The organism is Cyanobium sp. ULC082, assembly GCF_977927535.1.
In genome coordinates this window covers 965,301-983,698 of record NZ_OZ376398.1, presented here as the reverse complement: position 1 = coordinate 983,698, position 18,398 = coordinate 965,301, and the positions used below count along the sequence as shown (strand labels likewise).

At 65.1% G+C, this 18,398-nt stretch carries 25 protein-coding genes; 11 read left to right on the top strand and 14 right to left on the bottom strand.

The genetic code is table 11. From position 1 onward, the window contains the following. Window positions 1–40: 40 nt before the first annotated feature. From ACXMDY_RS14210 to ACXMDY_RS14200, 3 genes are all read right to left on the bottom strand, one after another. Complete coding sequence (locus ACXMDY_RS14210) at window positions 41–628, bottom strand: recombinase family protein (RefSeq protein ID WP_259701375.1); 588 nt, start codon at window positions 626–628, stop codon at window positions 41–43. Then, window positions 625–1,032, bottom strand: a complete 408-nt coding sequence (locus tag ACXMDY_RS14205; protein ID WP_259701374.1) for a hypothetical protein — start codon at window positions 1,030–1,032, stop codon at window positions 625–627. Before ACXMDY_RS14205 ends, ACXMDY_RS14210 begins: the two co-directional genes overlap by 4 nt. Window positions 1,033–1,167: 135 nt before the next feature. Further along, window positions 1,168–1,395: a hypothetical protein gene (locus ACXMDY_RS14200; RefSeq protein WP_259701373.1), complete on the bottom strand. Its 228-nt coding sequence runs from the start codon at window positions 1,393–1,395 to the stop codon at window positions 1,168–1,170. Between the two features lie 464 nt (window positions 1,396–1,859). On the opposite strand from ACXMDY_RS14200, the gene ACXMDY_RS14195 reads away from it, so the two are divergent. Continuing rightward, window positions 1,860–2,810, top strand: a complete 951-nt coding sequence (locus ACXMDY_RS14195) for a hypothetical protein (RefSeq protein ID WP_259701372.1) — start codon at window positions 1,860–1,862, stop codon at window positions 2,808–2,810. Between the two features lie 111 nt (window positions 2,811–2,921). Next, complete coding sequence (locus tag ACXMDY_RS14190; RefSeq protein ID WP_457767658.1) at window positions 2,922–3,254, top strand: hypothetical protein; 333 nt, start codon at window positions 2,922–2,924, stop codon at window positions 3,252–3,254. Between the two features lie 840 nt (window positions 3,255–4,094). On the opposite strand, the gene ACXMDY_RS14185 is transcribed toward ACXMDY_RS14190, so the two are convergent. After that, the gene (locus tag ACXMDY_RS14185; RefSeq protein WP_259701370.1) at window positions 4,095–4,298 is read right to left on the bottom strand and encodes a hypothetical protein; all 204 of its coding nucleotides are present in this window, start codon (window positions 4,296–4,298) and stop codon (window positions 4,095–4,097) included. Window positions 4,299–4,565: 267 nt separating this feature from the next. Between ACXMDY_RS14185 and ACXMDY_RS14180 the strand changes: the two genes are divergently transcribed. The 3 genes from ACXMDY_RS14180 (at window position 4,566) to ACXMDY_RS14170 (ending at window position 5,618) form a co-directional block, all read left to right on the top strand. Beyond that, window positions 4,566–4,781 carry a PCP reductase family protein gene (locus ACXMDY_RS14180; RefSeq protein ID WP_457767657.1) on the top strand — a complete coding sequence of 72 codons (216 nt, stop codon included), beginning with the start codon at window positions 4,566–4,568 and terminating at the stop codon, window positions 4,779–4,781. Window positions 4,782–4,880: 99 nt separating this feature from the next. Next, the gene (locus ACXMDY_RS14175) at window positions 4,881–5,081 is read left to right on the top strand and encodes a hypothetical protein (protein WP_259701368.1); all 201 of its coding nucleotides are present in this window, start codon (window positions 4,881–4,883) and stop codon (window positions 5,079–5,081) included. A 198-nt stretch (window positions 5,082–5,279) separates the two neighbouring features. After that, on the top strand, window positions 5,280–5,618 hold the full coding sequence (locus ACXMDY_RS14170) for a DUF565 domain-containing protein (RefSeq protein WP_259701367.1): 339 nt from the start codon (window positions 5,280–5,282) through the stop codon (window positions 5,616–5,618). Between the two features lie 3 nt (window positions 5,619–5,621). Here ACXMDY_RS14170 and ACXMDY_RS14165 read toward each other — a convergent pair whose 3' ends face one another. Together ACXMDY_RS14165 and ACXMDY_RS14160 are read right to left on the bottom strand one after the other, a co-directional pair. Continuing rightward, the gene (locus tag ACXMDY_RS14165) at window positions 5,622–6,653 is read right to left on the bottom strand and encodes an aspartate carbamoyltransferase catalytic subunit (RefSeq protein ID WP_259701366.1); all 1,032 of its coding nucleotides are present in this window, start codon (window positions 6,651–6,653) and stop codon (window positions 5,622–5,624) included. After that, window positions 6,650–7,294 carry a DNA-3-methyladenine glycosylase gene (locus ACXMDY_RS14160; RefSeq protein ID WP_259701394.1) on the bottom strand — a complete coding sequence of 215 codons (645 nt, stop codon included), beginning with the start codon at window positions 7,292–7,294 and terminating at the stop codon, window positions 6,650–6,652. Before ACXMDY_RS14160 ends, ACXMDY_RS14165 begins: the two co-directional genes overlap by 4 nt. Before the next feature lie 114 nt (window positions 7,295–7,408). Between ACXMDY_RS14160 and ACXMDY_RS14155 the strand changes: the two genes are divergently transcribed. Continuing rightward, the gene (locus ACXMDY_RS14155; RefSeq protein ID WP_259701365.1) at window positions 7,409–7,552 is read left to right on the top strand and encodes a hypothetical protein; all 144 of its coding nucleotides are present in this window, start codon (window positions 7,409–7,411) and stop codon (window positions 7,550–7,552) included. Window positions 7,553–7,603: 51 nt separating this feature from the next. Here ACXMDY_RS14155 and ACXMDY_RS14150 read toward each other — a convergent pair whose 3' ends face one another. Beyond that, window positions 7,604–7,906 carry a DUF6679 family protein gene (locus ACXMDY_RS14150; RefSeq protein ID WP_259701364.1) on the bottom strand — a complete coding sequence of 101 codons (303 nt, stop codon included), beginning with the start codon at window positions 7,904–7,906 and terminating at the stop codon, window positions 7,604–7,606. A 91-nt stretch (window positions 7,907–7,997) separates the two neighbouring features. On the opposite strand from ACXMDY_RS14150, the gene ACXMDY_RS14145 reads away from it, so the two are divergent. Next, the gene (locus ACXMDY_RS14145) at window positions 7,998–8,792 is read left to right on the top strand and encodes a creatininase family protein (protein WP_259701363.1); all 795 of its coding nucleotides are present in this window, start codon (window positions 7,998–8,000) and stop codon (window positions 8,790–8,792) included. Between the two features lie 77 nt (window positions 8,793–8,869). Beyond that, the gene (gene gatC / locus ACXMDY_RS14140; protein ID WP_259701362.1) at window positions 8,870–9,163 is read left to right on the top strand and encodes an Asp-tRNA(Asn)/Glu-tRNA(Gln) amidotransferase subunit GatC; all 294 of its coding nucleotides are present in this window, start codon (window positions 8,870–8,872) and stop codon (window positions 9,161–9,163) included. Between the two features lie 2 nt (window positions 9,164–9,165). On the opposite strand, the gene crtR is transcribed toward gatC, so the two are convergent. Beyond that, on the bottom strand, window positions 9,166–10,206 hold the full coding sequence (gene crtR / locus ACXMDY_RS14135) for a beta-carotene hydroxylase (protein WP_259701361.1): 1,041 nt from the start codon (window positions 10,204–10,206) through the stop codon (window positions 9,166–9,168). Between the two features lie 121 nt (window positions 10,207–10,327). Between crtR and ACXMDY_RS14130 the strand changes: the two genes are divergently transcribed. Next, entirely contained in the window at window positions 10,328–11,437 is a 1,110-nt protein-coding gene (locus tag ACXMDY_RS14130) for a DUF389 domain-containing protein (protein ID WP_259701360.1), read from the top strand. A gap of 58 nt (window positions 11,438–11,495) precedes the next feature. Here the strand turns inward: ACXMDY_RS14130 and ACXMDY_RS14125 are convergent, their stop codons facing one another. The 6 genes from ACXMDY_RS14125 to ACXMDY_RS14100 form a co-directional block, all read right to left on the bottom strand. Beyond that, on the bottom strand, window positions 11,496–12,398 hold the full coding sequence (locus ACXMDY_RS14125) for an HpsJ family protein (protein WP_259701359.1): 903 nt from the start codon (window positions 12,396–12,398) through the stop codon (window positions 11,496–11,498). A gap of 79 nt (window positions 12,399–12,477) precedes the next feature. Then, window positions 12,478–13,125 carry a hypothetical protein gene (locus ACXMDY_RS14120; protein ID WP_259701358.1) on the bottom strand — a complete coding sequence of 216 codons (648 nt, stop codon included), beginning with the start codon at window positions 13,123–13,125 and terminating at the stop codon, window positions 12,478–12,480. Between the two features lie 116 nt (window positions 13,126–13,241). Continuing rightward, on the bottom strand, window positions 13,242–13,799 hold the full coding sequence (locus tag ACXMDY_RS14115; RefSeq protein WP_259701357.1) for a DUF924 family protein: 558 nt from the start codon (window positions 13,797–13,799) through the stop codon (window positions 13,242–13,244). A 101-nt stretch (window positions 13,800–13,900) separates the two neighbouring features. After that, window positions 13,901–15,154, bottom strand: coding sequence for an organoarsenical effux MFS transporter ArsJ (arsJ, locus tag ACXMDY_RS14110; RefSeq protein WP_259701356.1), 1,254 nt, complete (start codon window positions 15,152–15,154; stop codon window positions 13,901–13,903). Further along, window positions 15,151–16,212, bottom strand: coding sequence for an ArsJ-associated glyceraldehyde-3-phosphate dehydrogenase (locus ACXMDY_RS14105; RefSeq protein WP_259701355.1), 1,062 nt, complete (start codon window positions 16,210–16,212; stop codon window positions 15,151–15,153). Before ACXMDY_RS14105 ends, arsJ begins: the two co-directional genes overlap by 4 nt. Window positions 16,213–16,548: 336 nt before the next feature. Further along, window positions 16,549–16,866 (bottom strand): hypothetical protein, encoded by a 318-nt coding sequence (locus tag ACXMDY_RS14100; RefSeq protein WP_259701354.1) that lies wholly within the window; start codon window positions 16,864–16,866, stop codon window positions 16,549–16,551. Between the two features lie 131 nt (window positions 16,867–16,997). On the opposite strand from ACXMDY_RS14100, the gene ACXMDY_RS14095 reads away from it, so the two are divergent. Further along, a complete protein-coding gene (locus ACXMDY_RS14095; RefSeq protein ID WP_259701353.1) occupies window positions 16,998–17,318 on the top strand; it encodes an ArsR/SmtB family transcription factor in 321 nt (106 codons plus the stop codon). 36 nt (window positions 17,319–17,354) lie between these two features. Further along, window positions 17,355–18,374, top strand: a complete 1,020-nt coding sequence (gene arsB / locus ACXMDY_RS14090; protein WP_259701352.1) for an ACR3 family arsenite efflux transporter — start codon at window positions 17,355–17,357, stop codon at window positions 18,372–18,374. Window positions 18,375–18,398: the final 24 nt, after the last annotated feature.

The window sequence follows — 18,398 nt, the reverse complement described above, 5'->3', positions numbered from 1 at the left end:
GCTGCTGGGGCTGGCTGGCTCACTGAAGATTGGAGCCCCATCACCGCTGGGTCAGCTCAAGCCGCTTGATGGCGCGGGATACCTGCACCGGGCTCCAGCTGGTTCCTCCTGATGCTGTGGCAACTCCGGCCGCGTTCAGCGCCGCCGCCATGGCTCGCAGGCTGGCACCGGCCTGGGCCATCACCGACAGGATCAACCGGCCGGCGCTGGTGGTGGCGTAAACGTCGGGCAGATCAGCGAACAAGAAACCCCGCAGCCCGTTGGCCTCGGCCTCCCTGCTAAGCCGCAACACCAGCTCAGCATCACGGGCCAGCCGGTCGAGCTTCGCCACGGCAACGGCGGCCCTGAATCTGCGGGCCTCGGCCAGCGCCAGGGCCAGCTGGGGGCGGTCAGCCTTTCGCCCGCTCTCGATCTCCACGAACTCGGCCACGATCACGGCGCGGCGCTCGGCGGCGAGCTGGTGAATCTTCTGGCGCTGGGCGTCGAGCCCCAGGCCGCTACGCCCCTGCCGGTCGGTGCTGACCCGGTAGTAGGCCACCAGCTGGAGGGGGCCGGCGGCGGCCCTGGCGTGTGCCGTAACGGATTGCTGGGTTCCCTTGCCTGTTACGGGTGGGTTGGCGGTGGTCATGCCAGCACCTCCAGCAGCTGCTGACGGCGGCCGGAGCGGGCCAGGGCGCGATGGCCAGCAGCTCGGGCCAGCTGGCGCAGCTCACGCACCGGCAAGGCCTCCAGCTGGCCACTGGACGCGCCTGCTGCAGCGGTCGGGGCGGTCGGTGCTGGTTGTGTGGGTGATGGTGCTGGTTCCCCCAGCAGGTCCTCAGGTGCTGCCGTGGTGCAGCTGGGGCGCCAGCCGGCCACGGTGAGCCCCAGGGCCAGGGCATGCACCAACAGGGGCCGGAGCAGCAGGGCCAGGGCCTCGATGGCAGCGGCCGCGGCGACCAGGGCCAGCAGGGCCGGATCCCGCCCTGCGGTGTTGGTGTCCATGAAGTTGTTGAGCCCGGCCGGGAATGGAGAGCATCCGGTGGGCAACACCAGCGGCAGGGCTCGAACCTGCTCATGCCCGCCTGAACGGGGCTGGCTGTGGTGTGGTGGTTGAAGGGGTGGGGCGCAGTTGGGACAGCGCCCCGGAGTTGTGGTGGTTGATGGTGACGCCTCGCAGCTGGAGGTTTAGAAGAGACCGGCCGCGGCAGCCCTGCGGCCATCGAGGCGCTCGGACACCAGCCGGAGCCGGAGCGTGGCGAAGTCGATCCCGAAGGTGTTGGCGCGGCCCTCGGCGTCAGTCCAAGGCCCCTGGGCGGTCCCGAATCCCTGGCTGCAGCGGTCGGCGTAGAGGCCCACCTGATGGCCCAGGAACGCGGGGAGGATGAAGCCGGTGGTGGTGATGGAGTCAGACATGTGCATGGATGCGATGGGATGGCAGGCAGCAGCCCGACAAGCGGCGGACGTGATCGGTTGAGTGCTGTTGAAGCGTGTGGCCGGCGTCACTGCTGCCGGGGTCCACTGCCTGCGCTGAAACTAACCATGGGCTGATGGGAGGATGCACCCAGCCGCCTGATTCTGTCACAATTCGTTACACTGAGCCGCTGTTAATCAGCCACTGGCTCTGTAGCTGGACTGTAGGCCATTGCCCACCGATCGGCACCCTGCCCCCCCCCCACCTCAGAATCAGGGAGCGGGTGCATGGGGGGATGCAGCCCGGCTGGTATCGCGGTACCCCCCGACAAAACACGACCCCAAATAATTCGGCCAAAATTATCCCAGGTTCTTCGGGGGTTGATTCCTATCCCCTAACTCGATTCCCCACGCATTGATGAGGGAACAGGATTCCATTGAAAGGAAAGCCGAAGTATGATCGGGCCATGCTTCGATCCTTTCGGGGTGATGGTGCGTTCCTCTCCACCTTCGGAATCAAGCTCTCAACTGTTCTCTCTTCTCTGGATGGTGCACTGATGGTTGTGATCACTCCAGCCCTCGCCGGGATGGCGATCGGGGGCCTTGGCACCGGCCTGAACCTCCTGGGCGGCATCACGGGCAATGCTGCCGCGCAACAGGACTACGTCAACGACAGGGCATTTCAGAGCGCGAACAGCAGGTTCGCCAGCTGGCAGGCGAATTTCAAGAAGAACTATGAGGACGCCAACAGCCAGCAGGCCTACTGGCAGGAGACGGTCAACTACAACCAGGGGCTGGCTTACGTCCTGTCGAACCGGAACTACGAGCTCACCCGGGCCGTCAATCAGGCCAAGGTGGTGGCAGACACCCGGGCATCAGCGGCTGGCAACTTCGTCCAGGGCAGCGAGGCCGTCAACCAGGAGATGGCTGAGCGTTCGATGCAGGACGCCTTTGCGCTGCAGCAGTACGGGGTGGCGGCATTGAAGGCGCGGTCAGCTGTTCGTGCAAACGAGCAGGCGGGGGCCTCGATCGACCGGTTGTTCAACGACTACGCCCGGCAGATGGGTGACTACGAAACGATCACAGAGATCAATGCGAAGTTCAGGGATCGGCAGTACACCCGTGAGCAGGCCGGCCAGGTGGCGCAGTACCTGAGCGCCTACAACTCCCAGCCGTTCTACGAAGCGCAGCCGTTCCTGGAGCCTGTGGCGCCGTTCGTGCCGCTGCCGGCCCTGCTGTCCCCTGCTCCTCCCTCGATCACAGGCGGCGGCCCGAGCACCGCGGCCCAGGGCCTCAACATTGCCACTGGGGTGCTGGGTGGCGTGAGTGCCGGCGTGAGCGCCATCAACAGCTTCAAGGCTGGGGCGAGCAGCGGGAAGCCTGCCTCACGGGCGCAGACCGGGTTCGGTGGGCTCTGACCAGAAGTGAAGTTCCGGCTCCGTTGGTACGCGCTGGCGTGTGTTCTGTGCTTCCTAGCCCTTGGCGTTTATGCGCCATGTGTGATTTTTTATTCAACGATCTTCGGGATTATGTTTTGGCCGACCAAGGAGCGGCAGCTGGCAAGGAAGCAGAGGAAAGAAGAATTAAAGTCACAACCTTTACGCAAAAGCATTGGCGCGGATTGGTGGTCAGCGAAACCTAAAGCCAGACGCAGCACGCCTGATGAGATTCAGGCAAAGCTGGATGAGATCGATCGTCAGGTCAAGGAGATTGATGCACGGAAGGCAGCGGGACATCCTCGGTGCCCAGAGGTGATTCAGGAAGAGCTGGACCAAATCAATCGTAAGATCGAGAAACTTCAATCACTATCGACGGGTCAGCAAGCCAGCAACGGCATCAGAAAATGGTTCAGGCGTAGCTGAAGTCATTTGAATCATCACCAGTGAGAACAGGTTCTTCACCTTGGCTTTCAAGATGAGTGGGTGAATTGCAAGAGTCAGAATTGACTGCTGCATCCAGGCTCCAACAATCACCGACTGGCAACGTATTGACCCCTCCACGCTTGTCTAGCGTGATCCCGATTTCCAGCGCACGGCAGAGGCGTGTCTGGCGCTGCCGGATGAGCTGATCGATGACCGGTTATTGAAACACTAGGAATCCAGTTAGCCAACTTGGGGTAGCGGCGAAGGGTTCCGATCATGGCTGTGGGGGGTCGTCTAAAAACGAGGCCCGGTTCGATACGGGTTGGTATCCCGCATGCCCGGCACGTTCGGCTGCGACGGGTCCCAGCGCCGCTCAGGGGTCAACACGTAACCACCTGACGGCGTGGAGCGAATCGACCCAGCCGGGTTGCCGTAGTCATCCCTGACGGAACAGCCGCCGGGAGAGTGAGGGGACATGCCGTAGGCGCCGCACTGAGCGTCAGCAGGGCTGGCTACGGCAACGAGGAAAACGGCGAGAAAAAAGGGTTTCATTCTGATTCGGCTGGGGGTGTCCAGTGTTTCTCATAACGAACCAACAAGGGATTTGGCTGTTTTGTAAAGAGCAAGCTGTAAAACGCCTGTTTTGTGAATGTGTGGCCTGCCCGATTGGAGAGGTTCTCCTGTCGGCACCCGTACCCCTGCGGCGTGCCTGCTGGGCAACTGCTTGATCCGAAGCCATCCCGGTAACCATCGCCCGATGGCGATAAGCACCGCCCACCTGTGGAGGGGCAGCGGGGGCCTGCTGACGGGGTTGGTGTTTCCGGCGCTGTGCTCGTCCCATCAGACCGCCTGCTCGCCTGGGCCGACTTCCCCCCACGGGTGACGCTCCATCAGCTGCTGGGCCTGCTGTGGATCGAGCAGCTTCCCCTGGAGGTAGCCGCCACTGATGGCGCCCTGGCCATCCCGCAGCAGCAAGGCCAGCCCTGGAGCTACCCCAGGCTTGCTGGGTGGTTTGCGGAGGAGGACGGGGGTTTCCCGGTTCATGCGGCGAGCTGGGACGGTGCCGGGTGGCGGATCACCCTGATGCGTTTGGGTGCAGCGTTGGGTGCAGCGTTGGGTGCAGCGTTGGGTGCAGAGGAGGTCGGTGGCCAAAAATCCAACCCAGTCAGGGCAATGGATCTCAGCCTTTCTCAAGCCTGTCGGCCGTTTCCCCTATTCTCCATTGTGATTCCTGATTGGCATTCCTGATCCGCTCTCACAGTCTGTTTGACATCAGCGAATCAGTCAGTCCGCCAGGATGGCTGGCTGGAGGTGCGGCAGAGCGCGGCACAATGGAATGGCTTGGTACCGCTGCGATCCGAAACGATGGATTGGACCGAAGCTGCTGAACAGAAACTGAAGGAGGTGCCCTTTTTCGTGCGGCCGGCAGTTCGCCGCCGCATCGAGGGCCTGGCCGCTGAAGCCGGTATCAGCAGCATCGATCCGGCGTTCTACGCGGAAGCCCGGGCCCGGTTCGCCCGCAAATGATCGCCCAGGTGGCGGGGCAGCGGTCCACGCTGCGGTTCACGGCCGGGAGCCCTGGCCGACGATAAGGTAAAAGAGAGGGATCTATCCGACGCCTGCTCCATGTCGCAATCAAAGCGAGAACAGGTGGTCAGTCACCTTCGCTACATCCGCCAGGAGTTGCGCGAAATGCATCAGGGGGTGATGGAGGATGGGTTGCTGCCGGAAGCCGGCGAGGTCAGGGGCGTGATGGCCCAGATGGAGGCCCTGCTGGAGCTGCTGGAGGGCAAGGGTTCCCGCAAGAACAAGGAAAGCGAAGCCTGACTCCGGGATTGAATCCTGGCCCCGGCAGGGGGCCGTGGGACAGCTGGTTGTGTTGCGAACCCCGGCTGGTTTGATTGAAATCCCCTATGGATGGGGTCAGGAGCTCCCCAGCACTCCAGAAATGGTGTAAGAAGGGTTCGGCAGGCAGCTGGGTCGGGTGATGGGGATCGCCAACCGGAGAGCCTGCCCACCCATGCCGTGAGCCGCCTACAGCAAACTCGCCTGCAGCGTCAGGTTGGTCAGGCCGGTCAGCGGCTGGAACGCTGGGCAGCCAATCCATGGCGGCGGTTTTCCCTCCAGCTGATCATCCTGCTGAGCGGTTTCTTCTTCGGCGGTGCGATCGGCATGCTCACCGGAGCGATGGGCTATCTGGATCCCCTGGCCGCCCTGCTCTGCGTGGTGCCGATCGAGCTGAGCGTGCGCAGCCGCCGCCAGCTCCTGCTCCAGAGCGGCGACAGACTGCTGCTTCAGCTGATCGACGCCGCCAGGGTCGGCTGGTTGTATGGCCTGTTGCTGGAAGGCTTCAAATTGCTCTGAGGCTCAGGGCCCCGGCGTCTCCGCCGCCGCCAGCAGATAGAGCAAGGCCATGCGGACCGGAATGCCGTTGCGGACCTGCTCGTCCACAAGGCAGACGGTTGGATCGTCGAGGAGCTCACCACTCAGTTCGACACCCCGGTTCACCGGACCGGGATGAAGCACCGGCACCGCCTGGCCACAGAGCTCAAGGCGCCGATGGCTGAGGCCGTACCGACGGTGATAGCTCTCCAGGCTGGTCAGCAGGTTCTGGTCCATGCGCTCCTGCTGCAGGCGCAGGGTCATCACCGCGTCGGCGCCCGGTAGAGCCTCCTCCAGACTGCGCACAACACTGATCCCGCCGCGCCGCTCGACCGGATCGTGCGGTTGGCCAGGCGGCGGGGCCGCCACGAAGGCCCTGAAGCATTCCGGCAGGAGAGTGGCGGGGCCACACAGCACCACCTCGGCGCCACAGGCGCTCAGGGCCCAGAGATTGGAGCGGGCCACCCTGGAGTGGAGCACATCGCCGACGATCACGACCCGCTTTCCCCGCAGAGCGTCCGGGGTGGGGGCAGCAGGAGAGAAATGCCGAGCCAGGGTGAAGAGATCGAGCAGCCCCTGGCTGGGGTGACTGTGGAGTCCATCGCCGCCGTTGAGCACCGCCACCCGCGCGCCACCCCCTGCATCGAGGCCCCGCGCCAGGGCCTGCGGCACCCCGGCACAGCGATGGCGCACCACCAGCACATCCGCCCCCATGGCCACATAGGTGCGGGCTGTGTCCAGCAGGCTTTCCCCCTTGGCCAGGGAGCTGGAGGACGGCGAGAAGGTCTGAACATCGGCGGAGAGGCGCCGGGCGGCCAGCTCGAAACTGCTGCGGGTGCGGGTGCTCGGCTCGAAGAAAAGGCTGGTGACGAGCTTGCCCTGCAGGGCCGGCAAGCGGCGGGCACCGGTGCTGGGCAACGAGCGGAAGCGCTGGGCCAGCTCCAGCACCGTGACGAAATCGCCCAGCGAGAAGGCCGCCAGATCGAGCACGTGGCGATGGGTCCAGCGATAGCTCACGGCAACCCCCCTGGCCCGGGCGAGAAAGCCAGAGGGCCGCGGGGGGCACGATCCCCCCGGCTGCGGCGACTGACGCTGCGGCTGGCCCGCAGATACCAGCGCCAGGGCAGCTCCTGTCCCTGGGACACCCCGATCCGGCCGCTGGCCAGGATCGGGGTGTTTCCCAGCGCGGCCTGGGCCGCCAGCCAAGCGCCGAAAGGAGCCGGACGGGCGGCCAGCCAGGCACCGCTGGCGGGAGCCAGTGGCTGGCGATCGAAACGGCGATCGATCCCGAAACGTCTGGCCAGCAAGGCCGGACCAGCGGCTACCCGCTCCGGTTCACCCGGAATGGCCACGGCCCGCAACAGCACCCCGCTGGCCCAGTCATCGCGGTGGGTCACCACATTCACGCAGTGATGCAGGCCATAGATCAGATAAACGTAGAAGCGACCAGGCGGCCCGAACAGGGTCTCATTGGCCGGCGACCGGCGCCGATGGCCGTGGCAGGCCGGCTCGCTCTGGCAATAGGCCTCCGTTTCCACCACCATCCCCCAGAGCAGGCGATCCGCCTCGAACCGCCGCACCAGCAGGCAGCCCACCAGCTCCGGAGCCACCTGCTCGGCGGGACGGCTGAAGAAGGCCGGGGGGAGGGGAGCGGTCAGGGGTTCGACGCGAAGCGGCTCCGGGAGAGGGTCCTGGTGGGGCGGAAGCGGCAGACTGGAGGAAGTCAACGATTTCAGATCGTTCCGGCTCGAAGACTCCACCGCCCTCCACTTGTGTCCAGCGCCCTCTCCGGTTTCAACCTCGGCACCGTGCTGCTGGCCACCAGCGGCCTGTTCTGTCTGGCCACGCTCTACTTCGGCACCCGGGGCGGCTACTACGACACCGAAGCCTATGAAGGCAACGGCACGGCGCACTGAGAGCCGATCTGAGAGCCGATCGGAATCCAGGCCGCTGAACCGGATCCAGCTTCATCCCTGGCTGCTGCGCAGTTGCTCCGATTCCGGGCAATCTTCAGCAACTTCCAGGTCTTCGGCCTGGGTGCTGCGGCTGAAGAAAGCCAGGCGGGTGCTGACCGCACCGATCGACTCTAGCCGAACACTCTCTTCCCAGCTGTGCAGTTCGTCGTCCTCTTCGGCGTCATAGCGGAGGGTGACCAGATCCCCTTCGATCTGCACGACCAGGGCCTTCTCGATCCAGCGTTGCTGATCCCGCAGGTACACCCAGACCGGGCGTTGCTCACTGCAGAACTGATCGAGCTTGCGATGCAGCATTCCTTCTCCGGCGGCAGCCAGCCGTGGCCGGATCAGGTCCGGACAGTGCCAATCCTAGGGATGATGCAGGGAACCGTTACACCACCACGCCATGACCACCCCTGGAGCCGTCGACCAGCACGAAGCCATCAGGTTGCAGCTGCGCAGCTGGCCTGAGGTGGAGGCCTATCTCACCACCTGCAAGGGGGTGATCGTGCCGCTTGGCTCCACCGAGCAGCACGGCCCCACCGGAGCAATCGGCACCGACGCCCTCACCGCCGACGCCGTCGCCCTGGAGGTGGGGCGGCGCACCGGTGTGCTGGTGACACCACCCCAGCCCTTCGGCATGGCGGAACACCACCTGGGCTTCGCCGGCACGATCAGCCTGCAGCCCTCCACCTTGCTGGCCGTTCTCCAGGATGTGGTGCTGTCCCTGGCCCGACACGGCTTCGAGCGGATCTTCGTGATCAACGGCCATGGCGGCAACATCGCCACCTGTCGGGCCGCCTTCGCCGAGGCCTATGGCGCCGCGACGCTCCGCGGACTGGCCACCGCCCCCCGGTTGCGCTGCAGGCTGGCCAACTGGTTCATGGCGGGGCCGGTGATGCGAGAGGCGCGGGATCTTTACGGGGAACGGGAAGGGCACCACGCCACCCCCAGCGAGATCGCCCTCACCCTGCACCTGGAGCCCAGCCTGATCGCCAAGCAGCGGCCCTTGCCGGAATCAGCGCCGGCCGGGCCGATCCATGGGCCGGAGGATTTCCGGCGACGCCACCCGGATGGGCGGATGGGCTCCGACCCCTTCCTGGCCAGCGCGGCCGATGGTGCCCGCTTCCTGGATCTGGCCGCCACGGCCCTGGCCGGCGATCTGGAGGCGTTCCTCTCCGATGCCGAACCGGCCGGCTGAACAGCCTGGCCGTCCTGCGCCGCAGGGACGGGGCGGCGCGGACCGCTAGGTTCTGAGCCAGGCGAGGCATCGAAGCGATGGGAAGGATCACTGCCCAAGACGTGCGCAAGGTGGCCCTGCTGGCCCGGCTCGATCTGGCCGAAGACAAGGTGACCACCTACACCAGCCAACTGGAGCGGATCCTCGACTACGTGGGCCACCTGGAAACGGTGGACACCGCCGGAGTTCCGCCCACCACCCGGGCTGTGGAGGTGGTGAACGTGACCCGCCGGGATGTGGTGAATCCCACGCCCGTGCGCGACGAGCTGCTGGAGCTTGCCCCCCAGCGGGAGGGTGATTTCATCCGGGTTCCAAAAATCCTGGCCGACTGAGGTCAGGACAGGGAGGGGCGGGGCTTCGGCGAAACGGCCGTGCGATGGAGCAGGGCCAGCACATGGCGGCGGGAGCGGGCCGTGGGCATCAGGGCGGCAAGGGGCCTGAGCCGACTGCGGCGGCGCTTGTGGCTGCGGATGCCGAAAAAGATGTCGTAGAGAAAGTTGATCCCATCCTGGCGGGTTTCAAAGAGCCCTAGCCGTTGCGGGGAGCCCTTGGCATCGAGCAGGGGCTGGGTGGCCCGGTAGGCATCCTGATACTCGAACCAGGGAATCGAGGGCCAGAGATGATGAACAAGGTGATAGTTCTGGCCCATGATCAACCAGTTCATCAGCCGACTTGGATACACCCTGGCATTGTGCCAACGGCTGCGGGAAAGGAAGGGGCGGTGGGGAAGATAATCGAAGAAGAGGCCAAGGGTGACACCCACCATCAGGGCAGGAGCAAACCAGCAGTTGAAGATGAACGGCAGGAAGCCGAATTTCACGGCGGCTATCACGATGGTCAGGAACAAACCACGCGCCAGCCCCCACTCCAGCAGTTCCCAGCGTCGCCAGAGGCGATGGCGGAAGAAGAACACCTCGTGATAGAAGAAGCGCGGTGCAATCAACCACAGTGGCCCGAAGGTGGACACGATGTGATCCGGATCCAGTTTCGGATCGTTGACATGGGCGTGGTGCTGGAGATGCACCCGGGTGAACACCGGGAAGCTGAAGCCCAGCAGGATGGCGGCACCATGCCCCATCACCGCGTTCCAGAAGCGGCTGGGGTGGGCGGCATTGTGGCAGGCGTCATGGATGACGGTGCCCTCCAGGTGCAGGGCGATGAAGCCAAGCGACAACAACAGCGCCAGGGGCCACTGGCCGACGAACCAGCCCCAGATCGTCAGGCCGGCCAATCCGTAGCCAGCCAGGAAGAGGACCACGGTGGGGTTCCAGGCCGCTGGGGGGTCGAGGTACTGGCGCGGCACAGAGCGCGACAACGGGGCCGGGCTGGCCGTGGCGGCGCGCTGGAGAGGCGTCTTGGCCAGAACTTGTGTCATCGCCTCGATACGGAGCCCCAGCCAAACATCGTGCCCCACCTTACGGTTAATGAATGGCCCACCGAAGAACGAATTCAGGGCTGATTGACACCAGAGTGGGCAGGCCCTATCCGGAGCGGCCATGAGCAACCTCGGCGCCGCTGGCGACGACGGACGGCTGGTCGCACTGCGAAAGGAGTTCGAGCACGAAGCGCGCTTCAGCCAGGTGTTCGTGGTGCTCACCGTGGGGGCCACCCTGATCGCCACCCTGGGGCTGCTGGCCAACAGTCCGGGGGTGGTGATCGGCGCCATGGTGGTGGCCCCCTGGATCCTGCCGCTGCAGTCGATGGCGTTCGAGATCCTGCGGGGTCGCCTGCCGATGTTCCTGCGGGCGCTGCGCACCTTGATGCTCGGGGTGGCGATCTGTCTGCTGCTGGCCATGGCGGTGGGCCATCTGGTGGCCTTCCCCAGCTTCGGCAGCGAGGTGATGAACCGCACCAGCCCCAACCTGCTGGACCTGGGGGTGGCTCTGGTGGCCGGCGCCGTGGCGATGTACGCCAAGCTCAGAAAAGACGCGATCTCGGCCCTGGCCGGTCTGGCGATCGCCGTGGCCCTGGTGCCACCGATCTGCGTGGTGGGGCTGCTGCTGGCCTCGGCGTTCTGGGCGCAGGCCTATGGGGCGCTGCTGCTGTTCGCCACCAACCTGCTGGGGATCATGGTGGGGGCGATGGCAACCCTGGGGACACTTGAGCGGGTCTACCGGGGACGACTGCTGCACAGCAGGCTCGGTCTGACCAGCCTGGTGCTCACCGCCCTGCTGGTGGTTCCGCTTGGCGGCAGCTTCTTTCGCCTGTTGGATCGCTCCCGCCGGGAGACCAAGGCGCAGCAATTGGAGGCCGTGATCGAGCAGCGGTTGCGCAGCAGCACGATCACGCTCGGCGGCGATCCAGCCATCGATCTCGTCGGGATCAGCATCGACTGGCAGAAGAACCCACCACTGATCCGAGCCCGGGTGCGGGTCACTGATCCGGCCGTACCCAGCTCGAACCAGGTGGCAGCTGTTCAGGACTTCATCAACACGAACCAGGCACCACTGCGCTTCCGGCTGGTGGTGCAGCGCACCGCCGTGGATCTGATCGGTCCGGAAACCGCTCCGAATCCCCCCGAACTGGAGGTGCTGCCGGCCCAGGAAGCCCGGCCGTTGCCGCAGGGAGAAGCGCAGGAGACGGGTGCTTCTGAGCCAGACACCTGATGGGCGGAGCTCACAGGCCCCGGGCAGAGGCACTCATGCCGACCACTCAACCGACCACTCAACGACGCGACGGCAGGCGCTTCGGTCGTTTCTGCTGCTTCTGACTGGCCTTCAACCGACGGACGCGGCGATGTTCAGTCCATTGCTGCCAGCGATCCTGAACCTCCTTGAGCAGGGGAATCGACTGTCCCGGGCGCTGGGCCATGGCGGCAAAGCCGATCGCCAGGGCGAGGCAGGCCAAGCCATTGCGCAGCAGATCGGGCAGCAGCAGCCAGGGGCTGGGTGCCGCCGCCTGGGGCCGTTGCTGGGCAATCTGCTGCTCGGCCTGATCCAGCACGGCCTCAAGCTGGGCCCTGAGCCTGGGCAGGGGCTGACTGAGTTCGGCGGGACCCAGCACCGGACCCTCCAGGCTCTGGAGCTTCTGTTTCAACTCGGCTCCGCTGCCAGCTGTCGCCACGGCCTGGCGCAGGGCGGCGAGCTTCACTTCGGCGCCTTTGATGCGGGAAGCCTGGTTGGTGGTGACCGCGCGGCTCTGACGGAGGCCGGCGACGGTCTGCAGTGGCAGCAACAACAGAAAACCCAGGGCGGCAGCAACGGCCAGGCGGCTGCAGATGCGCTGGCGGCGCTTGAGAAGATTGTCGTCGGGGCTGAGGGCACCGGCGAGCTGGAGCAGGGCCAGCCCCACCAGGGGAAAGGCAGCGGAATTCACCAGCGCCGCCGCCAGCCGCAGCTGCCAGCTGGGCGCCAGCGGCTGCAGGGGCACAAAAGCACCCGCCACGATGGTGGCGAACAGTGCAAACAGAACCAGGGCCACCACGCCCAGACTCCTGCTCACCAGCCGCATCGGTTGCAAGGAGCTTGAGCTGGAGCCAGCGCTGGTGGTGGTGCTCTGGGTGGGGCTGGGGCTCTGGCTGGGGCTCTGGCTAGGGCTGGGGCTGGAGGGGTCTGATCCGGATGGCATCGACTCGGGGCGCAGCGGGCAGAGGACAAAAAAAAGGCCCTGCCGAAGCAGGGCAAATCAGCTGAAGAAGCCGACTGACTCAGCCGATCTGGGTGGTTTTGGCTGTCGAAATGCGGTTGCGGAGGCGACGGCTCCAACCGAAGGCTGCGGCAGCACCGAGCAGAGGCAGCGGGCCCGGAACAGCCGTTGGAGCTCCAACAATCACTTCAATTGTGTCAACACTGATGTTTTCTCCGCCAAGCAGATTCCAGGTTCCAACCAACCCAGGAGTGGTCAGACCCAGAGCGGCAAGAGTGGTGCCTGCAAAGGTTGCCGAAGAAACAATTGAATCACCACTAGTGTATGAGGCAATTCCAAACTGAGAAGTTGCGCCAAATAAACCTGTTGTAAATCCTGTTGTATTTCCTCCTGCATTAGCAAAAGTAGACAATGTTCCCAGAAAAGACGTGGGGCCTGAAATTGAATAGGTCGTAAGAGGTGCACCCGTACCGGTCAAAATGCGAGCAATACTACGCCTTATAAAGCCGTTGACGCCAGTGGAATCAATGGAAGTTACTGTCGTTGCAGCTGCGGTATTCAGTGAACCACTTGCAGAAACAACAACATCAGCTCCAGACTGAAAGATGTTGTAAGTGAGAATGGCGTCTGCCTTGCCAGGCGTCAGCAAAAGTGCTGCTGGAACTGCCAGCAGCGGAGCAAGCTGCTTCAGGCGAATAAAGGCGAACATAAAAACAGCTGAAATGAGCTGGCGTCATTCTGCACCCCTCCCACGAGTTTGTCAAGGCCCACTGCTGGGCTGGTGGGCGGTGCCGGGCGGGGCTGGGGCGATCGGCCTTGGCGGGCTCAGAAGCTGGAGCCGGGCTTCTGCAGAAAGGCAAGCTCAGCTGCGCTCGATACCCGGCAGAGGGCGGCGTTGCGATGGGGAAAGCGGCCGAAGCGGGCGATCACATCCCGGTGCCGCCGCGAGAACTCGGCGGTGCGGGCGTCGGTGAAGCGCTCGAACAAGGTCAGGGAGGCCTCCTGCACCGCCAGATCTTCGGCATGCATCTGGGGCAGCAGCCAGAACTGCCGGCGGGCCGGCTCCGGCTCCGCTGCCACCCAGCCCGCAGCCACCGCCGCCAGGCTCAGCCGCAGAGCCTGATCATCCCCGGCGAAGGCCATCGCCGACTCCCGCCAGATCTGGCGGGGAAACTGATCGAGCAAGAGCACCAGCGCCAGGCCGCCCTGCGGGCCTTCTCCCCAGGCAGTGCAGTCGCCAGCCAGGGCCGCCCGGGTCAGGCCGATCCAGCGATCGGCCACCAACGCATCAAACGCTGCATCCTTGACGAACCACTGCCACGGCTCTGTTGCTTCAAACCAGAAACGCAGAATCTCCTGCGCCATGTCGGCGTGGCCAGGCATCAGCCGCTCCTGCACGTTGCAAACCCACGCTGATCAGGCCTGATTCTCGCTGGTGAGGCGGGTGATCTCAAGGGTTGGGCAAAGCCTGCGCTCCAGAACGCTCAGGCCGCTTCGAGCTGCTGCCGCAACGGCGGCGGCAGCCTGATCCCGGTGAGGAAAGCGAGCCCCACCAGCAGGCACGAGGCCCACAGGCAGGCCTGCAGGCCGCCCACCAGGAACAGGGCGCCGGAGAGCAGGGTGCCCACGAGCCGGCCAGCGGCATTGGCCATGTAATAGAAGCCCACGTTGAGGCTCACCGATTCGGCGTCGGTGTAGGCCAGCACCATGTAGCTGTGGATCGAGGAATTCATCGCGAACACCACGCCGAAGGCGGCCAGCCCCACCACGATCGCCACCCCCGGCTGGGCCACCTCCCGCCACAGGGCCACGGCGATCAGGGCCGGGATGGCCGTGAGCACGGCGCTCCAGAACTGCACAGCGGACACGCCTGGCGGGGCGCTCCGCCCCCAGCTGCGACGCAGGGCCGGCGCGGAGCCCTGCACGATCCCGTAGCCGATCACCCAGAGGCCCATGAAGCCACCCGCCTCCCAGTAGCGCCAACCGAGGGTGGTCTGCAGGAACACCGGCAGGGCCACGACGAACCAGACATCGCGGGCGCCGAACAGAAAGAAGCGCGCCGTTGAGAGCACATTGATCCCCTTCGATTTGGAGAACAGGGCCGTGAAGGCCGGCTTCTCCTTCATGCGGCCGATCTCGCCGGGCAGCACCAGGGTGAGCAGAAAGGCCAGAAACAGGCCGGCCGCCATCACCGCAACGGCGGCATTGAAGCCGATCGTGGCGAGCAGCACCCCGCCCAGGAAAAACCCCACTCCCTTGAGGGCGTTCTTGGAGCCGGTGAGGATCGCCACCCATTTGAACAGCTGAGCTTCGCCTCGGTTGGGATCGCCTGGGGTTTCCGGCACCACGGTCTTGATGGCGCTCTTGGCGCTCATCTTGTTGAGGTCCTTGGCGATGCCGCTGATCGCCTGGGCCACCATCACGTAGGCCACGCTCCACCAGCGCGGCCAGTCATCGGCGACGGGAATCAGCATCAGCAGGGCGCCCACCTGCAGAAGCGTTCCGGCCCAGAGCGTGAGCCGCAGCCCGAAGCGGGCCCCCAGCCAGCCGCCGTAGAGGTTGGTGAGAATGCCGAAGAATTCGTAGAACAGAAACAGAAAGGCGATCTCCAGGGTGGTGTAACCCAGCTGGTTGAAGTGGAACACCACGAGCATGCGCAGCGCCCCATCGGTGAGGGTGAAGGCCCAGTAATTGGCCGTCACGATCGCGTATTGCTGCAGCCCGCTGAGCTGTTTCATGCGGCAGCACCTTCAAGCGCCGCCACGTGGCAGGCCAGATCGGCCAGGCGGCAGCTGTAGCCCCACTCGTTGTCATACCAGGCGAACACCTTGAGCTGGGTGCCGCCCGTCACCAGCGTGGAGAGGGCATCGACGATCGAACTGCGGCTGTCGTTGAGGTAATCGACCGACACCAGCGGCCGCTCCTCATAGCCCAGGATTCCCTGCAACGGGCCGGCGGCAGCGGCAGCAAAGGCGCCGTTCACCTCCTCCACGCTCACCGCGCGCTCCAGCTCGAACACCGCATCGGTGATCGAGGCATTGAGCAAGGGCACCCGCACCGCATGGCCGTTGAGTTTGCCCTGCAATTCCGGGAAGATCAGGCCGATCGCCCTGGCTGATCCGGTGGTGGTGGGGATCAGCGAGCTGGTGGCGGAGCGGGCGCGGCGCAGGTCGGATTTGAAGCTGTCGATCACCACCTGGGTATTGGTGATGTTGTGCAGAGTGGTGATCGAGCCGTGGCGAATGCCGAAGCTCTCGTGCACCACCTTCACCACCGGTGCCAGGCAGTTGGTGGTGCAGGAGGCGGCGGTGAGCAATCTGTGGCGGCTGGGTTCGTAGAGCGCGTGGTTGATGCCGAACACCACGTTCAGCGCTTCTTCCCCAGCGATCACCCCCTTCACCGGGCAGGCCACGATCACCCGCTTCAGGCCCGCCGCGCTGAAGTAGGGCTCGAGGGTTTCGGGCGTTTTGAACTTGCCGCTACACTCGAGCACCAGGTCCACGCCGGCATCAAGCCAGGCCACGACGCTGGGATCCTTGTGGCGGCTGTAGCTCACGGTTTGACCCGCCACCCGAAAGCCATCGGCGCCGGCGTCGGCCTGCACCGCCTGGGGCCAGCGGCCATGCACGGAGTCGAATTCGAGCAGGTGGGCGGCGGCGGCGGCATCACCGGCCGGATCATTCACGTGCACCAGGGCGTAGCCTCCGGCTTCCGCGCAGCGGTTGCCGGGCCTGCCCCAGAGGGCGCGGAACACCAGGCGGCCGATGCGGCCGAAGCCGTTGATGCCGATCTTCATCGTGCCAGGGGAGGAGATCCCGGCAACTTAGATCAAGTTGGGTTGATGGGAAGGGTGTTGTGGGACACCGCCCTTACGCCCATGCCTCAAGAATGGAACGTGATGGCCACGATGGTGATCTGGCTCTTCTGTGGGCCGTAACACCAGAACACCCGGTAGGCGCCGGGTGTGTGGTTCTGGCCGTAGGCCTCAAAGACTTTTTCGTCTGGCCTCAGGGGATTGTTCAGAAGAGACCGAACGGTTTGGTCGTTCTGCCAAGAAGCACGGCTTTCTCTGCCGAGGCCTGAAGGGCTTTGAACTGCGATTCAGCTTCAGGTGTCCATTGGATCTCGAAGTTCATCCGGCATCGGTTTCGTCATCCGGACCCTCTTCATCAGAGAAAGCCGTCGCTGCCAGCTGGCGCGCGGCATCAAGGTCGGGGCCGGTGGCGAACTCTCCGGCAGCGACCTGTTGCAGGCCGCGCTGCACGGAGGCCAGGGCCTGGACGTTGCGGTAGAGCCATGCCTCCTCTGCAGGGACATGGACGGTTTCGACGTGCTCGAGAACGAAGCTGGTGCCGCGTTCGACAACCCGATAGGCACGTCCTGCCAACTTGCGGCCCAGGTTGAGCCTGCCGGCCTGGTCAGCCTTGACGATCCGCTCAACAGGGGCCATGGATCTTGCCCAATGTGGGGTGTTCCCACTATGGCAACCTGCCCTGGCGCTGAAGGCTTAAGCCTGGAAGGCCCTGAAAATCCCTGGCAAAACCATCAACTAGCATTGATGAGTCAGGCAGGCCCGATCTGATGAGCGTTGCCCCCTCGTCCCTCCAAAGCGACCAGGCCCGAGCGCTGCTCAAGGCCCTCGCCGATCCGCTGCGGTTGCAGGTGATCGAGACGCTTGGCAGCGGCGAGCGTTGTGTCTGTGATCTCACCGCCGATCTGGGCCTGGCCCAGTCGAAGCTCTCCTTTCACCTCAAGGTGCTCAAGCAGGCCGGGCTGCTGGCCGACCGGCAGGAGGGCCGCTGGATCTATTACCGCCTGCGCCCCGAAGCCCTCGATGATCTGCGTGGCTGGCTCGCAGTGTTAAGTGCCGACTGTCAGAAATCCGCCGCACCCTGCGGCTGAGCGACCCCCTGCCCACCACCCCCCTTCTCTGAATCCATGGGCCTCTTCGAGCGCTGGCTGAGTGGGTGGGTGGGGCTGGCCATCAGCGCCGGAATCGTGCTTGGGCAGCTGTTCCCCGGGCTGTTCGCCGCCCTGGCCGCTGTGGAAGTGGCCCGCATCAATCTCGTGATCGCGGTGCTGATCTGGCTGATGATCTTTCCGATGATGCTGGCGGTGGATTTCTCCGCCGTCGGCCGCATTCGCGGCGAACCCCAGGCGCTGATCGTCACCCTGGCGATGAACTGGCTGGTGAAGCCGTTCACCATGGCGCTGCTGGCCTGGTGGTTCATCCGCGGCCTCTACGCCGCCTGGATTCCCGTTGCCATGGCCGACCAGCTGGTGGCCGGCATGATCCTGCTCGGCGTGGCGCCCTGCACGGCGATGGTGTTCGTCTGGAGCCAGCTCTGCCGTGGCAACGCCACCTACACCGTGGTTCAGGTGGCGGCCAATGATCTGGTGATGGTGCTGGCCTATGCCCCGATCGCCGGGCTGTTGCTGGGGGTGAGCCGGGTGGCGGTTCCCTGGGGCACGCTGCAGCTGTCGGTGGCGCTGTTCGTGGTGGTGCCGCTGGTGGCCGCCTGGCTCACCAGGCTCTGGATCAACAGCGAGCGGGCGATCGAGCGGATCGAGGCGCGGCTGAAGCCCTGGTCGATCGTGGGGCTGCTGGCCACGGTGCTGCTGCTGTTCGGCTTCCAGGCCACCACGATCCTGGCCAACCCGGCGTTGATCGTGCTGGTGGCGATCCCGCTGATCCTGCAGACGGTGCTGATCTTCGCCCTCACCGCCCTGTGGATGCGCCAGTGGCGCCAGCCCCACGACCTGGCCGCCCCCGGTGCCCTGATCGGCGCCTCCAACTTCTTCGAGCTGGCGGTGGCGGTGGCGATCAGCCTGTTCGGGGTGCGCTCCGGCGCCGCCCTGGCCACCGTGGTGGGCGTGCTGGTGGAGGTGCCGGTGATGCTGGCGCTGGTGGCGATCGCCAACCGCAGCCGCTGGCTGTTTCCCTATCGCGTCGGCTGAGGGCCTCCAGCCTCCGGCGGACCC

What these genes read in the sequence shown, in the direction of transcription:
- ACXMDY_RS14100 (WP_259701354.1), bottom strand. Translation starts at nt 16,866, where the DNA reads ATGGCCCCTGTTGAGCGGATCGTCAAGGCTGACCAGGCCGGCAGGCTC.
- ACXMDY_RS14105 (WP_259701355.1), bottom strand. Translation starts at nt 16,212, where the DNA reads ATGAAGATCGGCATCAACGGCTTCGGCCGCATCGGCCGCCTGGTGTTC.
- ACXMDY_RS14130 (WP_259701360.1), top strand. Translation starts at nt 10,328, where the DNA reads ATGAGCAACCTCGGCGCCGCTGGCGACGACGGACGGCTGGTCGCACTG.
- crtR (WP_259701361.1), bottom strand. Translation starts at nt 10,206, where the DNA reads ATGACACAAGTTCTGGCCAAGACGCCTCTCCAGCGCGCCGCCACGGCC.
- arsB (WP_259701352.1), top strand. Translation starts at nt 17,355, where the DNA reads ATGGGCCTCTTCGAGCGCTGGCTGAGTGGGTGGGTGGGGCTGGCCATC.
- ACXMDY_RS14185 (WP_259701370.1), bottom strand. Translation starts at nt 4,298, where the DNA reads ATGAACCGGGAAACCCCCGTCCTCCTCCGCAAACCACCCAGCAAGCCT.
- gatC (WP_259701362.1), top strand. Translation starts at nt 8,870, where the DNA reads ATGGGAAGGATCACTGCCCAAGACGTGCGCAAGGTGGCCCTGCTGGCC.
- ACXMDY_RS14115 (WP_259701357.1), bottom strand. Translation starts at nt 13,799, where the DNA reads ATGCCTGGCCACGCCGACATGGCGCAGGAGATTCTGCGTTTCTGGTTT.
- ACXMDY_RS14210 (WP_259701375.1), bottom strand. Translation starts at nt 628, where the DNA reads ATGACCACCGCCAACCCACCCGTAACAGGCAAGGGAACCCAGCAATCC.
- arsJ (WP_259701356.1), bottom strand. Translation starts at nt 15,154, where the DNA reads ATGAAACAGCTCAGCGGGCTGCAGCAATACGCGATCGTGACGGCCAAT.
- ACXMDY_RS14200 (WP_259701373.1), bottom strand. Translation starts at nt 1,395, where the DNA reads ATGTCTGACTCCATCACCACCACCGGCTTCATCCTCCCCGCGTTCCTG.
- ACXMDY_RS14195 (WP_259701372.1), top strand. Translation starts at nt 1,860, where the DNA reads ATGCTTCGATCCTTTCGGGGTGATGGTGCGTTCCTCTCCACCTTCGGA.
- ACXMDY_RS14190 (WP_457767658.1), top strand. Translation starts at nt 2,922, where the DNA reads ATGTTTTGGCCGACCAAGGAGCGGCAGCTGGCAAGGAAGCAGAGGAAA.
- ACXMDY_RS14150 (WP_259701364.1), bottom strand. Translation starts at nt 7,906, where the DNA reads ATGCTGCATCGCAAGCTCGATCAGTTCTGCAGTGAGCAACGCCCGGTC.
- ACXMDY_RS14095 (WP_259701353.1), top strand. Translation starts at nt 16,998, where the DNA reads ATGAGCGTTGCCCCCTCGTCCCTCCAAAGCGACCAGGCCCGAGCGCTG.
- ACXMDY_RS14145 (WP_259701363.1), top strand. Translation starts at nt 7,998, where the DNA reads ATGACCACCCCTGGAGCCGTCGACCAGCACGAAGCCATCAGGTTGCAG.
- ACXMDY_RS14175 (WP_259701368.1), top strand. Translation starts at nt 4,881, where the DNA reads ATGTCGCAATCAAAGCGAGAACAGGTGGTCAGTCACCTTCGCTACATC.
- ACXMDY_RS14125 (WP_259701359.1), bottom strand. Translation starts at nt 12,398, where the DNA reads ATGCCATCCGGATCAGACCCCTCCAGCCCCAGCCCTAGCCAGAGCCCC.
- ACXMDY_RS14120 (WP_259701358.1), bottom strand. Translation starts at nt 13,125, where the DNA reads ATGTTCGCCTTTATTCGCCTGAAGCAGCTTGCTCCGCTGCTGGCAGTT.